Annotated in this window: 10 protein-coding genes; 9 read left to right on the top strand and 1 reads right to left on the bottom strand. The window is 69.0% G+C overall.

What is annotated here, in order from left to right; all coding sequences use genetic code 11:
• Window positions 1–280: 280 nt before the first annotated feature.
• A complete protein-coding gene (locus AAD496_RS13550; RefSeq protein ID WP_349829355.1) occupies window positions 281–2,350 on the bottom strand; it encodes a glycosyltransferase family protein in 2,070 nt (689 codons plus the stop codon).
• A gap of 370 nt (window positions 2,351–2,720) precedes the next feature.
• Between AAD496_RS13550 and AAD496_RS13555 the strand changes: the two genes are divergently transcribed.
• The 9 genes from AAD496_RS13555 to wecB all read left to right on the top strand — a co-directional run bounded on the left by AAD496_RS13555 (window position 2,721) and on the right by wecB (window position 14,647).
• Window positions 2,721–4,544, top strand: coding sequence for a polysaccharide biosynthesis protein (locus tag AAD496_RS13555; RefSeq protein WP_349829356.1), 1,824 nt, complete (start codon window positions 2,721–2,723; stop codon window positions 4,542–4,544).
• Window positions 4,541–5,608, top strand: coding sequence for an MraY family glycosyltransferase (locus tag AAD496_RS13560; protein WP_349829357.1), 1,068 nt, complete (start codon window positions 4,541–4,543; stop codon window positions 5,606–5,608). The genes AAD496_RS13555 and AAD496_RS13560 overlap by 4 nt, the downstream gene beginning before the upstream one ends.
• On the top strand, window positions 5,605–6,879 hold the full coding sequence (locus AAD496_RS13565) for a glycosyltransferase family 4 protein (protein WP_349829358.1): 1,275 nt from the start codon (window positions 5,605–5,607) through the stop codon (window positions 6,877–6,879). The genes AAD496_RS13560 and AAD496_RS13565 overlap by 4 nt, the downstream gene beginning before the upstream one ends.
• Complete coding sequence (locus AAD496_RS13570; RefSeq protein ID WP_349829360.1) at window positions 6,876–8,687, top strand: glycosyltransferase; 1,812 nt, start codon at window positions 6,876–6,878, stop codon at window positions 8,685–8,687. Before AAD496_RS13565 ends, AAD496_RS13570 begins: the two co-directional genes overlap by 4 nt.
• The gene (locus tag AAD496_RS13575) at window positions 8,684–9,565 is read left to right on the top strand and encodes an ABC transporter permease (RefSeq protein WP_349829361.1); all 882 of its coding nucleotides are present in this window, start codon (window positions 8,684–8,686) and stop codon (window positions 9,563–9,565) included. The genes AAD496_RS13570 and AAD496_RS13575 overlap by 4 nt, the downstream gene beginning before the upstream one ends.
• Complete coding sequence (locus tag AAD496_RS13580; RefSeq protein ID WP_349829362.1) at window positions 9,552–11,390, top strand: ABC transporter ATP-binding protein; 1,839 nt, start codon at window positions 9,552–9,554, stop codon at window positions 11,388–11,390. Before AAD496_RS13575 ends, AAD496_RS13580 begins: the two co-directional genes overlap by 14 nt.
• Before the next feature lie 8 nt (window positions 11,391–11,398).
• Window positions 11,399–12,280 carry a DUF6270 domain-containing protein gene (locus tag AAD496_RS13585; protein ID WP_349829363.1) on the top strand — a complete coding sequence of 294 codons (882 nt, stop codon included), beginning with the start codon at window positions 11,399–11,401 and terminating at the stop codon, window positions 12,278–12,280.
• 188 nt (window positions 12,281–12,468) lie between these two features.
• Entirely contained in the window at window positions 12,469–13,479 is a 1,011-nt protein-coding gene (locus AAD496_RS13590; protein ID WP_349829364.1) for a hypothetical protein, read from the top strand.
• Between the two features lie 49 nt (window positions 13,480–13,528).
• Window positions 13,529–14,647 carry a non-hydrolyzing UDP-N-acetylglucosamine 2-epimerase gene (wecB, locus tag AAD496_RS13595; RefSeq protein WP_349829387.1) on the top strand — a complete coding sequence of 373 codons (1,119 nt, stop codon included), beginning with the start codon at window positions 13,529–13,531 and terminating at the stop codon, window positions 14,645–14,647.
• Window positions 14,648–14,675: the final 28 nt, after the last annotated feature.

A 14,675-nucleotide genomic window follows, 5' to 3' on the forward strand; every position in this document is an offset into this window, starting at 1 on the left:
TTTCGAGGGGGTCATGCTCCAAGAACCTTTCGTCGACGCGCCACCCGGGCCGCAATCGCCCCGTGACGTCCGCAGGGCAGTTTCTCATACGACACGGACCGGTCTCCTCCTCCCGCCGCCGTCGAGTGCGAGCTCAGTGGCACTTTCCCCTCCCGGACCGCCACTCACCTCGCTCTCGAACCGCGAATCCCGCCGCCCAGGCGCCCCCGCTGCCGAGGCGCCCCCGCGGCCGGAGGCAGCACAGCCACTCGCCGGCCGCGCCCTGGAGTCCGCCAATCCCTCAGAAGAAGTAGTGACTGCTCGTCCCGCGGCCGGTGATGCCTCCGTCGACGCTCAGCGGGCCGTAGGCGTGCACCGTGGCGCCGGCCATCACGTGGGTGTCGGCGACGTCCCAGGTGTGGTGGTGCCCGGCCCGGGCCGAGCGCATCTGCACGAAGTTGAACCGGTCGGCCGCGTAGATCCGCCCGCCGCCGTCCACCAGCCGCCGCTGCAGGTCGGTGTCCTCGCCCTGGGTGCGATCGGCGAACCCGAGGTCCCGGAACACGGCAGCCGGCGCCGTCAACGTCGGTCCCATGACGAGGTCCGTGTACCGGTGCTCCCGCCACCCGAACCGCAGCACGGTGGCGCCGTTGGACTCCAGGTGGACGTAGTGCGCCTGCTTGCCCACCAGGTCCGCGCCGGAGTACCGCAGGGCCGCGACGAGGTCGGACAGGTAGTGCTCGCCGTAGAGGTCGTCGTCGTCCATCTTGGACATGACCGCGCCGTCGGCGGCCTCGATCGCGGCGTTGAGGCACTCGCCGAGCGACCGGTCCGCGCCGACCGTCCGGTGCACGTAGTTCTGCACCCCGTGCTTCCCGGCCAAGTCCGCCACCGCCCCCGAGGACAGGGAGAACCCGTGCGTGACGAGCGAGAGCTGCACGTCGGGCAGGCACTGCCGCCCCACCGACCGGAACACGTGGTCGAGCTGCTCGGGCCGGTTGGTCGACACGAGCACCGACACCCCACCGGCAGAGCCGGCACTCCCCGCCGCCGAGGCGCCCTCCCCCCGGGCACCACCCGCTCCGGTGGCACCACCCGCGCGGTCGGAACCACCGGCACCGACGAACGGCACCTCGTACTCCACTCCCGCCGCGTCCATGACGGTCATCGCGCGGTGGGTGTAGGTGTGTGCGTCCCAGATCCGCCGCTGTGCCAGGTGCACGGCCCGGTCGCGCAGTTCCGGGCTGCTCACGAGGGCCCGGAGGACGTCGGTGGCCTCGGCGCGGTCGGAGGGTTGGAACACCTCGTCGGCGGGGAAGAAGGCGCGGGTCGCCGCCGACGGCGCCGTGACGACGGGCGTGCCTGAGGCGGTGATCTCGAAGATCCGGCGGGCGCACATGCTCGGCGAGTCGACGACGGAGTTGACGTTGAGGAACGCCTTGTACCCCTTGTAGGCGCTCAGCATGTGCGGGTACGGCAGGGACCCGACCACGTGTTCGCCCAGCTCACCGGGGAACTGGTAGCGCTCGTCGCCGCCCAGCTGCCGGGAGAAGATCGCGAAATCCTCGCCACTCTTCTCCTCGGCGTCGAGGGCGGCCCCCAGCAGCCAGTCCATCTGCTCGCGGCGTTCCGGGTACTTGTGCGCGAAGTACATGCCGGCGAACGCGATCCCGTACTCCTGGAACCCGTGGTCGGGCCGCGCGGGGTTGTGGATGGCCGGCTGGGCGGCGAACCCGAGCACGCCCACCCGGTCGTGGCCCAGCCGGTCCCGGTACTCGGGCACCAGGCGCTCGTCGGAGGTGAACACGACGTCGAAGAGGGCGGCGGCCTCGAGGAAGTCCTCGAAGTGCGGCGGGTCCTCCTTGTTCCAGAACACCGTCGGCACGCCCGCCTCCCGGCAGGCGGCCATGAGGTCCTTGAAGGGCTGCTTGACGCCGTTCGTGCCGGTGAGCTGGTACTGCCACGCCCCGTCGTTGCCGTTCCAGGCGGACTCGACGAACACCATGTCGAGTCCTTCGACCTGGGGCCGGAAGGCGTCGGGCCCCACCAGATCCGCTCCCGAGGCGCGTTTGCGTTCCAGCCCGACGCAGTCCCACTCGTAGCGGAAGGAACTGGCGGAGAACTCGTCGAGGATCGTGCCGACGCGGAGCGTTCCGAACACGGGTGCGCGGTCGTCGCCGGTGAGGGCGGGGAAGCGTTCGGCCGGGTCGTCGGAGTGACCGAACCGCAGTCCACCCACACCGGCGCGCTGCCGACGCAGCCACTCCTTGAGCTGGGTGGGTCCGCCCTGGCGGAGGTGCCACAGGGCGGTACGGGCGTCGCCGGCCACCTTCTTCACCGCTTCTGTCGGGATCCGGAACTCGGGTGCCACGGTTACCTCCACGTCGACCGACAACCCGCCTTGTACGCCGTCCGATACCGTGTCCGCACGGGTCGAGTACAGGCTGAGGATGTGATGAAACACGCCCGTTTCGACATGCTCCCTATACTTCTACCCTAGAGGACCACTGTTGAACCCCTGGGAGTAGCCGGGGCACGGACAAGGAAATCCGAGGATCACCCTGAAACCGAGCGCATCTTCCCCCGCCGACCGTCCCGCGGATCCCGGATCCGACGGCACCGTCGCCGCCGGTTCCGCGACCCCGCGTGCGCGTGGGGGCCGCCGTGCGCGCCGGTCCACCGTCGACGCGATCCTCCGCGCCGTCCGTGACGGTCTGGTCTTCGCCGCCTGTGTGTGGGGCGTGTCCCTGGCCCGCTACGACTTCGCGGTGGCCGTGCCCAACCATGCGGGCATCCTCATCTGTTCGCTCATCGCGTTCCTGTCCTTCCTCGTCCTCGGCACCTGGCTGTACGCGCAGGGCCGGTACCGGCGGGCGAGTGCGGACGAGCTCTTCGGGACCGGGGCGATCGTCGCGATCAGCGCCGGTGTCATGTACCTGGGCAATGCCGTGGCCGGGAACCCCCGTCTGGTGCCGGCCTCCGTGCCGGTCTCCGCGGGTGCGCTCGCCCTCGTCGTCATCATGGCGATCGGCTGGTTCGTCACCACCGGTCGCCACCGCATGCGCCAACGTTCCGGCACCGCCCGGCGGGCCCTCATCATCGGTGCCGGTCACCACGGCATGACGGCCTTCAAGATGATCAGCGAGGACCCGCGCGAGGAGTTCGCGGCCGTCGGATTCCTCGACGACGACCCGGGCAAGCGCCTGCTGCGCGTCGAGGGCGTGCGCGTCATGGGCACGCTCGACCAGATGTGCCGCGTGGCCGAGCGCACGGGCGCGGAGACCGTCATCATCGCCATCCGGTCGATCGACTCGAAGAAGATCCAGGAGATCGTCGAGACCGCGGCCGAACGCAAGCTCGACGTCAAACTGCTGCCGGACATCGACGCGCAGGACGCCCGCCAGCGGGAGGTCGGCGCGGGAGGTGCCGGGGGAGCGGGCACCTCGGTCGCCTTGCGCCCGGCGGGGTTCCGCAACGTCGAGCTCAACGACCTCATCGGGCGGCAGCCGATCGATACCGACGTCGAGGCGATCGCCGACTACCTGCGCGGCAGGACGGTGCTCGTCACGGGGGCCGGCGGCTCGATCGGCTCATACCTGTGCGCGCAGATCGCCAAGTACGACCCTGGCCGGCTCGTCATGACCGACCGCGACGAGTCCGGTCTGCACTCCACGCAGCTGGTCCTCGAGGGCCAGGCGATGCTCACGAGCGACGACCTGGTGCTCGGTGACATCCGTGACGCCCGGTTCGTCCGCACCCTGTTCGAGAAGACCCGGCCGGACATCGTGTTCCACACGGCCGCACTCAAGCACCTCACCTTCCTCGAACGGTTCCCGGACGAGGCGATCATGACGAACGTGGGAGGCAGCCTCGACCTCATCGAGGCGGCCGCCGCGGTGCGTGTCGAGCAGTTCGTCCACATCTCCACGGACAAGGCGGCGGACCCCACGAGCACGCTGGGCGCCTCGAAGTACCTGACCGAGCGCGTGGTGGCGGCGCAGGCGGCCATGCACGGGCTCGACTTCATGTCGGTGCGGTTCGGCAACGTGCTCGGCTCCCGCGGCTCGGTGCTCGGCACCTTCGTCGCGCAGGCGGCCGCCGGCGGTCCGCTCACCGTCACCGCCCCCGGCGTGCGCCGGTACTTCATGTCCGCGGCCGAGGCGTGCCAGCTCGTCCTCCAGGCCGGCGCCATCGGGCAGGCCGGTGAGACCCTCGTCCTCGACATGGGTGAGCAGGTGCTCATCGAGGACCTGGCCCGCCGCGTGATCGCGCTGTCGGGCAAGAAGGACCTGGACATCGTCTACACCGGTCTGCGCGAGGGCGAGAAGATGGAGGAGTCCCGCCTGGCCGCCGGTGAGGTCGACGTCCGTCCCCACCACCCGTCCATCACGCAGGTGCCCATCAGCCCCGTCGACGTCGACCGGGTGCGTAGCCTGGTGGCCGCGGCCCGGACCGCCGGGCACACCCGCAATGACGAACTGCGGGCCGAACTCGCGGCGGTCGTCCGCTCGAAGACCGCCCTGTCGGTCGTGAGCGACCTGGAGAGCCAGGGGCGGACCGCGTGATCGGCTGGCTCCTCCTGGCCGCCGTCCTCGGATCCGGCGGCACCTGGGTGGCCTGCCGGTTCCTGGTCCTGCCGCTGCTGCGCGGCCGGGGCGTCATCGACCGGCCGAACGCCCGGTCCTCGCACACCAGCCCGGTGGTCCGGGGCGGTGGGATCGCGGTGATCATGGGCTTCGTGTTCGCCTCGGTCGTGGCGATCGGCCTGGACGGCTTCTTCCTCCACGGCACGAACGCGTGGGACAACCTCAATTTCAACGCCCCGGGAACGACGGTCGTGCTCATGGCACTGGCCTTCGGGGTCATCGGGTTCGTGGACGACCTGGATTCGCTCTCGGCCTCGACCCGCCTGCTCGCGCAGGTGGCCGGGGGCATGGTCTTCGCCGCGGGCGTCATGATCGTCCTCGACGTGGGCCTGTGGGCCGGAGCCGTCATCGTGGTGAGCGTCGTCTTCGTCGTCAACGCGGTGAACTTCATGGACGGGCTCAACACGCTCATCTCCGGGTGGGCGGTCGTCGCCGGCCTGTGGCTGGGTTTCATGGCGGTCCTCACCGACACCCACACCCTCGCGATCGCGGGTGTGGCCCTGGGGGCGGCCGCCAGCGGCTTCATCCCGTTCAACACGAACCCCGCCCAGGCCTTCCTCGGTGACGTGGGCAGTTACGCGCTCGGTGGTGCGGCGGTGGCGCTCGCGTGGCTGGCCTGGGTCGAGGGTGCCCCGGTCGTCGCGGTCCTCGCCCCGATCGTCGTCCCCGGCTACGACGTCGTCCGCACCCTGATCGTCCGCATGCTCGCCGGGGAGAACATCTTCCAGGCGCACAAGGACCACCTGTACCAGCGCATGCACCAGGCCGGTGCCGCGCACGAATCCGTCGCCACCGGGCACGGCCTGGCCACCCTGCTGTGCTGCCTCGTGACGATCCCGGCCGTGTTCTCCGAGCGCTGGGCCTGGGAGTTCCTGGCCGTCGCCGTCTGGCTCCTGGTCCTGTTGGCCTACACCTTCGGCCCCGACATGGTCCGCGCCCGCGTCCGCCGTGCGGGTGGTCACAGCGAGGCGGAACCCGCATGAGGATCCTGCTGCTCACCCACTACTACGCCCCGGAGATCGGCGCTCCGCAGCGGCGATGGCGCGAACTCGTCGAGGGTCTCACGGCGGCCGGCCACCAGGTGGCGGTCGCCGCGCCCGTTCCGCACTACCCGCACGGTCGGTCCGCGGAGCTGGGCCTGGCCGTGGTCGAACGTCTGCGGTGGCAGGACGGCGAGCACGGGGAACGCGTCCTCCGCTTGCCGTACCTGTACTCCTCGGCCTCGATGGTCCGGCAGATGGCCAGTCAGGTGGTGTCCGCGGCGGCCGGTGCGCTCGTCGCCGCCCACATGCGCCACGACCCGCCGGACGTCGTCGTCTCGACGACGCCGGGTCTGCCCATGATCTTCGCCGGCGAGGCGGCGGCCCGGGCGCTCGGCGTCCCGCACGTCGCGGAGATCCGGGACGCCTGGCCGGACCTCGTGGCCGATTCCCACCTGGTCGCATCCGCCACGAAGGGTGCCCTGCCGAAGGCGCTCACCGACAGGGCCGAACGCGACTGGGTGCCCGGTCTCTTCACCGCCGCCCAGAAGCGTGCCGATGCCGTCGTCGTCACCACCGAGGGTTTCGCCACCCGACTGCGGGAACGCGGGGTCACGAACGTCCACTGTGTGCGGGCGACCGCCGCGGTCGACGAGTCCGCCGTCCACTGGCGGCCCACCTACACGCCGGGGGAGGGACCGCTGCGGCTGCTCTACGTCGGCACCGTTGGCCGGTCCCAGGGACTCCACCGGATCGTCGAGGCGGTCAAGGCCGTGGACGGTGTGGAACTGGCGATTGTGGGGGGCGGTGCCGCCAAGCCCGGTCTGGAGGCGCAGGTCGCCGGGTTCCCGCGCATCACCTTCCGGACCCAGACCGTGGGGCAGGAGCTCGACGACCTGTGGGCCTGGGCGCACTCCGGGGTCGTGAGCCTGGACGCCGTGCCCGCCTTCGAGTACACCCTGCCGTCCAAGCTCTACCCACTCATGGCCAAGGGTGTGCACATCACCGGGGTTCTCGCCGGCGAGGCCTCCCGTGTCGTCACCGACACGGGTGCCGGCCACGTCGTGGCGCCCGGTGACGACCGGGGCCTCACCGACATGATCCGCTCGATGAAGGAGGGCACGCTGCCCGTGACCCAGAGCCCCGAGGCCCTCGACTGGGTCCGTACCCACGCGGCCCCGCAGACCGCCGTCGACACGTACCTGGACGTCCTCACGGGTGTGGTGGGTTCCCGCTCGGTCGGCCCGGGCAGGACGAGCGGAGCCCGCGCATGAGCGTCGGATTCGTCCTCCGCCAGGCCGTCACGCTCGTGCGGACGGTGGCCGATCACGTGGCCGGGGACCCGGTCTTCTTCGGGATGCAGGTGGCCCGCCGGGCGCCGGCCCGCTACGTGCAGCCCGTGGGTCGTGCCGTCGCCTGCGTCGGTGAGCGCCTGGACCACCCGGCCGTCCGTGCGACGGGCCAGTGGCTGGCCGGTGCGGAGTCGCAGGCCAAGGAGTCGGTCAGCACGTCGGTGGACCGTGGCGCCGGTCGGTTCTCGGCCCGGGTGCTCGGTGAGCTGGCGCTGGCCATGGGCCAGCGTGGGGTCGCGCTCGACTTCGCCGCACAGGCAGGGGACTCGGCGGCCGCTGCCGGTCTCCGGGCCCGGATCCACTGGTTCCTGGGCGACATGTCCGGCGCGATCGACGAACTGCCGTCCGGCGCCTACCGCCACCGTCTCGAGGCCGAACGCACGGTCATGCAGGAGGGTTGGACTCCCACCCCGCGGCGGTCCCGCCCGGTGGTGCCGGAGGTGCCCGCCACGGACGTGCTGTTCTCGCTCACCAATTCCCTGCCGCACACGCAGTCGGGATACACGCTGCGCACCCATTCGGTGCTGCGCGCCGTCCGGCAGGACGGGATCCGGGTGCTCGGCACCACCCGCACCGGCTATCCGACGGCCGTGGGCCGGTTCGGCTCCCGGGAGACGGACGTGGTCGAGGGTGTGCCGTATGTCCGCGACGTGCCGTGGAACCAGGGCCGGACACTCGCCGAGCGGTTGGAGGCCCAGACAGACTTCCTGGAGGCCGCGGGCCGGGCCAGTGGGGCACGGGTCCTCCACACGACCACGCACTTCACCAACGGCCTGGCGGTCCGGGAGGCCGCGCGGCGCCTGGGCATCCCGTGGGTCTACGAGGTCCGTGGTGTCCTCGAGGAGACCTGGGCCTCGTCCCGGGGGAGTGCCGAGGAGAAGGCCGCGGCGCATGCGAGCGAGAGGTTCCGTCTGTTCCGTGAGCGGGAGATCGACGTCGCCACGACCGCCGACCACGTGGTGACGCTGGGCTACACGATGGCCGCGGAACTCGAACGCCGTGGTGTGGACGGGACCCGGATCCTCGTCGCCCCGAACGCCGTGGGCGATTCCGTCCTGCAGGCCCAGGTGGAACGGCCGACCGCGGAGATCCGCGCCGATCACGGTCTGCCCACCGCAGGCATCTGGGTGGGGACCGCGGCGAGCATCGTCGGGTACGAAGGTCTGGACACCCTGCTCGACGCCGTGGCTCTGGCCCGGCAGGACGGGCAGGACGTACGGGCGCTCATCGTCGGTGACGGTGTGGAACTGCCGACCCTCAAGGAGCGGGCCCGGGAGCTGGGACTGCTCGGTGGTGGAGAAGTGCAGGGTAATGCGGGAGCGGGGGAGACGGCAGTCGTCTTTACCGGGCGGGTGCCGCAGGCGTGGGCCCAGCAGCTGGTGACGGCGCTCGACGTGTTCGTGGTGCCGCGCCGGGACGACCCGGTGTGTGCCCTCGTGACGCCCATCAAGCCCGTCGAGGCGGCGGGCCTGGGGCGGCCGGTGGTCGTGAGTGATCTGCCGGCGCTCACGGAGGCGCTCCCGGCCGGAGCGTTCTGCGCGGTGCCCCCGGACGACGCGGTTAGACTCGCCCCCGAACTCGTGCGCCTGGCGGCCGATCCGGACCTCCGGCGGTCGATGGCGCGGGCCGGACGTGACTACGTGCAGGCCGAGCGCCGCTGGGAGACCGTGGCCCGCGGGTTCACGGACATGTACCGACGGTTGGGTGTGGAAGGAGCAGTGGCTCGGTGAGTTACACGGATCCGGACACCTGGAAGTCCTCGATCACCGTCCCGTCGTGGGTGCTGCGGCCGGTGGGCGTGCGGCCCCCGCTGGAGGAGTACTTCAAGCAACTGTGGCGGCGGCGGCACTTCATCCTGGCGGAGTCGGTTGCCAAGGTGTTCTCCGCCAACCGGAAGAACCTCATGGGCAATGCCTGGTTGGTGCTCAACCCCGTGATGCAGGGGTTGATGTACTTCCTCATCTTCGGAGTGATTCTCCAACTCTCCCGGGGCGTGGAGAATTTCATCGGATTCCTGATTGTCGGGCTCTTCTACTTCTTCTTCACCACGCGGACGATTTCCTCAGCGACCAAGGTGATCAGCAGTGGGCGCTCGATGATCCGGGCCTTCGCGTTCCCCCGAGCGGCGCTGCCGATCTCGCTGATCGTCAAGGAGACCCTGAGCTTCTTCATCACCTTCGTGGCGATGATCGCCCTGGTGATCGCTATTCCACCCGCGGAGGAACTGACGTGGAGGGTCGTCCTCCTCATCCCGTCCCTGCTCATGCAGATCGCGTTCCTGTCCGGCTGTGCATTCATCATGGCGAGGCTGGGTCACAAACTCCCGGACGTCAGCAACCTCATGATGGTGATCACGCGGTTCTGGATGTACGGTTCCGAGGTCATCTTCCCGCTCAGTCGGTTCATCCAGGATCCGTTCTGGCAGTCCATCGTGCAGTTGAACCCGATGTGGATCTACATCAACATCAACCGCAACTCGCTGCTCTACGGAGTGGACAGTGCCGCCTGGGAATGGGTGCTCGGCGCCGGGTGGGGCCTGGGATTCCTGGTCCTCGGTTTCCTGTACTTCTACCGCGGTGAGGAGGAATACGGCCGTGAGCGGAACTGAGAACCAGGCGGACGAGCCGAACGCCAATCCGAACGTGGGGAAGAACCCGAAGCAGGGTCCGGCTCCCGCGGGACCGGCAGCACGGAAGAACCCGAACGCAGGTCGAGGGCAGGGCCCCCGAGGCGCCGGGCGACCGGCTGCGAAGGGTCCGGCAGCGAAAGGGGCTGGTGCCAAGGGCACCGCTCCCAAGGGGCCGAACGCCAAGGGTCCTGCTGCCAAGGGCCCCGGCGCGAAGGGCCCGGCAGCCAAGGGGCAAGGCCCGAAGAAGCCGGGTGCCAAAGCTCCGGGCAAGGGTCCTGGAGCTGCCAAGCGACCGGGAGCCGCAAAGGGCCCTGGCGCCCCCAAGGGTCCTGCTGCCAAGAAACCGGCGGGCAGGAAACCGGCACAGAAGCCGAAGGCACAATCCAAGCCTCAGCCGAAGCCCGAACAGAAGGCGCCGGCCAAGGCGAAGCCGCGTCCGACCTCCCCCGAGAAGCGTGCGGCCCAGCGACGTGCGGCGTACGACACGACGATTGTCGTCGAGGACGTCCGCATGACCTATACGGTGAATGCGCTGCGAGAGACGCCCGAGGGGAGGAAGCCTTCGGCATTGACGCGCTTCGGGAACATGGTGCGGCCGCGCCCCCGTGTGACCGTGGAGGCGCTCAAGGGAGTGAGCCTGGTCGCTCGCGAAGAGGAGTTCATCGGCGTCGTCGGGTCGAACGGTTCCGGCAAGTCGACGCTCATGCGGTTGATCGCCGGTGTAGAGACCCCGGATTCCGGGACGGTCCTGGCACGGAAGCAGCCGGCGCTCCTGGGCGTCAATGCTGCGCTGCAGCCGGGTCTTTCCGGTGCGGAGAACGTGCGATTGGGTCTTCTGGCCATGGGGTTCTCCCCGGCGCAGGCCGCGGTGATGTTCCAAGACGTCGTGGAGATGTCGGCCCTCGGGAAGGACATCTACCGTCCGATGGGTGGTTACTCCTCCGGGATGGGTGCGCGTCTACGCTTTGCGATCTCCGTGGCCGCCCGGCCGTCCATCCTCCTCATCGACGAGGCCCTGGCCACCGGTGACGCGACCTTCGAGGACAAGTCGAAGGCCGCGACGGACGACCTGCTGGCCAATGCCGGCACCGTCATGATGGTCAACCACTCGGCCCAGGCGATCCAGAAAATGTGTACCCGGGTCATCTGGCTCCACAAGGGTGAGACCGTCATGGACGGGGAAGCGGACTACGTGGCGGAGAAGTACCGCTGGTGGTCGTGGAACCTCACACAGGGCAAGCCGGATGTGGCCGAGAAGCTACTGCGCGAAGCAATGGAGGAGGGCGAGGAACAGAACGTCCACGTGATGACGACCTCGCCGCTCTCCGAGTTCTCGCCGCGGCACTCCCGCCCGGCGGGTGCACGGCGAGAGAAGGTGGAGGTCACGGAGCCGCCGACGTACACGGCCGCTCAGGACGTCGTGTGGGCCGCGGACTTCCGGGACCCGGACAACCTGCGCGACGAGGCCCAGTTCCCAGTGCGCCTCACGCCGACAGATGGTCAGCCGATCCGGGCCAGCCGCGGCATCCTCATCGGCGGCGACGAGTCCCCGGACCTGGACGGGCCACCCGTGGCACCCCGCGCTCCCGAGGCGCCCCGACCTCCGGTCTTCCCGCAACCGGCACCTGTCGCTCCGCCACAGCAGTACCGTCCGGAGCCGCAGCAGAGCCCTTCGGTGCCCCGTCCGGTCATCAAACCGGCGGAACCCGACATTCCGGTGTCGCTGGGACATGACCTGGTCGATGGCGCGAACGTACGGAAGACCTGGCCGCTGGCCCCTGAGGAGAACGAGGAAACGCGGTGAACGGGCCGATGGAACAGCTCCCGGTCGCGATCTACGGCTCCTGCGTCAGTCGTGACCTCTGTGAGTTCTGGCCGGAAGCCCGGGTTGCCCGCTACGTCGCACGGCAGTCGGCGATCGTGCGCCTCGAACCGGTCGGTCGTGGACGCTACACGTCCGATGACTTCGAGTCGAGGTTCCAGGCGCGGATGTACTCCGGTGACCGGATGGCCAATGCCGGAAAACAGATCCTCGACTCCAAGGCTGCTGTCCTACTCGTCGACCTCGTCGATGAGCGGCGCGGCGTGTGGCGGTTCCCCGATGGCACCTATCTGACGAACTCGGTCGAGGCGTTCCGGATCGGCGTGGAACAGTGGGCACCCGCTCATGGTGGTCGCTTGATCCCGTTCGGGACGGACGAACACTTCTACCTCTGGCGTGAAGGGTTCGAACGCACCATGCGTCGCAACCGGGCGCTCGCGAAGCCCCGGATGGAGATCGTCCTCCTCGATCTCGACTGGGCTGAAGCCCTTGACGGTCAAGGTCTCGGACGGGGAGTCGTGTCCTGGGGTGGGTCCGTCCTCCGGCAGACCCAGAGGCAGACCGGCCGGTTCCGAAGGGCACTGTCCATGGGGAAGTCCCCGGTGACTGCCGTTTCGGAGATGCTGGAGCGTGTTCCCAGTGTCGTCGAGGAGTTCGCACGCGAGTCGCGTCGGATGAATGCGCTGGTACGTCGGTACATCGACGTCGCTGCACCGTACGCGGATCTCGTCGTCCGGCGGATGGTCGACCAGGTACGGATGAGTGAGGAACACAAGTGGGGTCTGGAGCCCTACCACTACCGCGACTCGGATTACGAAGGCGTCGTCGAGCAGATTCGTGACCACCTGGCCTCGGAGGCGCAGGACGGATGACGGTGGAAACCCCCTTCGTCGTCGCAGGACCATCCCATGTCGTGCACTACCGGTTCGCGGTCGAGACCGGGCAGACGCCGGCCCCACGTCGTTCGGTTCGCTGGCACACGGCACGCGCGGTCGGTCTGACGCACGCGCATTTCGCGGCAGCGGACTACCTGACCCAGCCACACGACGGACTACTGTTCGTGCCCGATTTCAGGATCGGTAACAAGTCACTGACACACCCGGACGATCCGGCTTCGCACGCGGGGATCGAGCGCTCTCTCATCAACGACGAGAACGACCGGCGGATGTACGAGCGTTCCATGGACCGCCTCTCCGAGATCGTCCGGGCGAATCCCCGTCTGCGGATCCTGTTCTGGAGTCTGGCCGGGCGCGAGGACGAGAACCGACGCCTGGGTAAGTACACCCGGGACGGGGTGTACCGGCACCCGGTGTGGAACCTCGCTGAGGCCGAATCCGCGTTCGGCGATTCCGTGGTGTCCATGCAGGATGTCCTCGGGTCGCCGGTCGCGCGGTTGATGGTCAAGGACGCGCAGTTGCACCCCTCGGAATGGGGGTACGAGGTGATCCGCCGTCTCATCGACGCCCCCGACCGCCCGGTGCGGGAGCACCTGGACGACGTGGAGTCACACATGGTGGTGCCACGTTTGGTCATCGGGCGGCCCACGGTGATCACGGGGACCTCCCACTGGCTGCGTGTGGTGCAGGAGCGGGTGGACGAAGGCCGGGTCCGACTCGAAGCCAACGTCCGAATCGAACCCGAGGCCGGCAATGTTCCCCGTTCACCGGAGGGCGGCCCGGACCTCGTCTGGATGTCCGGACTGCACGGAGGGAACCACCGAGACCCGGAGTCGGGCATCGAGGCCGAGTCTCGGATGCTCAGGAACCTCCGCGACCGCGGGTTTCACCCCCGAGTCCTCACGTGGTCGGCCCGGGCGAACGACGTCCTCCACCCGCGTCTGGCCCCGCCGCCCGCGGATCCGGCCTCTCGCCAATCGATCGATCGCAGGTTGAACGAGAAGACGGGTCCCGGGATCCCGCTTCTCACCGAGGGGCCGACATCTCCACCGATCGTCCGGCGGGGGCACGTCGAGCTCGACAGTCCCGTGCCGGACGGGGCGATCCCCAGCATCGAAGGGATCGTGGCCGCCATGCGTGGAGTGCGAGGTGGAGCGCAGTGGGAGATGTACTGATACCGATAGACTCCCGGACGTGAGCACAACCTCCTCCACCCCCACGGTCATGGTCGTCTACGGCACCCGTCCCGAGGCCATCAAGGTGGCACCACTCATCAGGGCATTGCACGCGGACCCCCGTTTCCGGGTCGTGACCGTCACGACGGCCCAGCACAGGGAGATGCTGGATCAGGTGAACGAGGTGTTCGGTCTCGAACCGGACGTGGACCTCGATCTCATGGCTCACAGGCAGACCCTCAACGGGTTGGCTGCGCGGGTGATCGCGGCGCTGGATCCGGTGTACGCGGAGCACGCTCCTGCGGCTGTCGTGGTCCAGGGAGACACCACCACGGTCATGGCCGCAGGGATCGCCGCGTTCAACCGGGAGATTCCGGTGGTCCATCTGGAAGCCGGTCTGCGGAGCGGTGACCTGTGGTCGCCCTTCCCGGAAGAGGCGAACCGCAAGCTCGTCTCCCAGATCGCGTCCTTGCATCTGGCGCCGACCGCGGTGTCGAAGTCCAATCTTCTCCATGACGGCGTCGATGAGGACACCATCGTCGTCACCGGCAATACGGTGGTCGACGCCCTCCAGTGGGCGGTGGAACAACCTGCGAGTTTCAGTGACCCCGCGCTCGACGTCCTGGTCGAGTCCGAACGCCCCATGCTCCTGCTCACCACACACCGGCGCGAGAACCTGGGCCCGAACATGGAGAACATCGGTGCCGCGATCCGGCGGATCGCGACGAGCTATCCAGAACTTCTGGTGGTCTGGCCCGCGCACAAGAACCCCCGTGTGAGGGAGACGATCAGGCCGTACATCGACGACCTGGAGAACGTCATCGCTATCGAACCCGTGGGCTACGGAGAGTTCTCACACCTCATCGCCCGGGCACGGATCGTCCTGACCGACTCCGGCGGGATCCAGGAGGAGGCACCCAGCCTGGGCAAGCCCGTCCTCGTCCTGCGGGAGAACACCGAACGGCCGGAAGCCGTGGACGCCGGGACGGTGAAACTCATCGGAACGGACGAGGAACGGATCGTGAACGAAGTCCGGCAACTCATGGACGACACGGAGGCCTACGCCGCGATGGCGAACGCGGTGAACCCCTACGGCGACGGTCATGCCTCCGCACGTGGCGCGGACGCGATTGGTCGATTACTGGTGGGGTCAGTGGCTTCACCTTGACTCCGACAGCGCGATCCGATGACAGCCT

The sequence above is a fragment of the Brevibacterium litoralis genome, assembly GCF_040212315.1.
Taxonomy (GTDB): domain Bacteria; phylum Actinomycetota; class Actinomycetes; order Actinomycetales; family Brevibacteriaceae; genus Brevibacterium; species Brevibacterium litoralis.

What these genes read in the sequence shown, in the direction of transcription:
- AAD496_RS13565 (WP_349829358.1), top strand. Translation starts at nt 5,605, where the DNA reads ATGAGGATCCTGCTGCTCACCCACTACTACGCCCCGGAGATCGGCGCT.
- AAD496_RS13570 (WP_349829360.1), top strand. Translation starts at nt 6,876, where the DNA reads ATGAGCGTCGGATTCGTCCTCCGCCAGGCCGTCACGCTCGTGCGGACG.
- AAD496_RS13585 (WP_349829363.1), top strand. Translation starts at nt 11,399, where the DNA reads ATGGAACAGCTCCCGGTCGCGATCTACGGCTCCTGCGTCAGTCGTGAC.
- wecB (WP_349829387.1), top strand. Translation starts at nt 13,529, where the DNA reads ATGGTCGTCTACGGCACCCGTCCCGAGGCCATCAAGGTGGCACCACTC.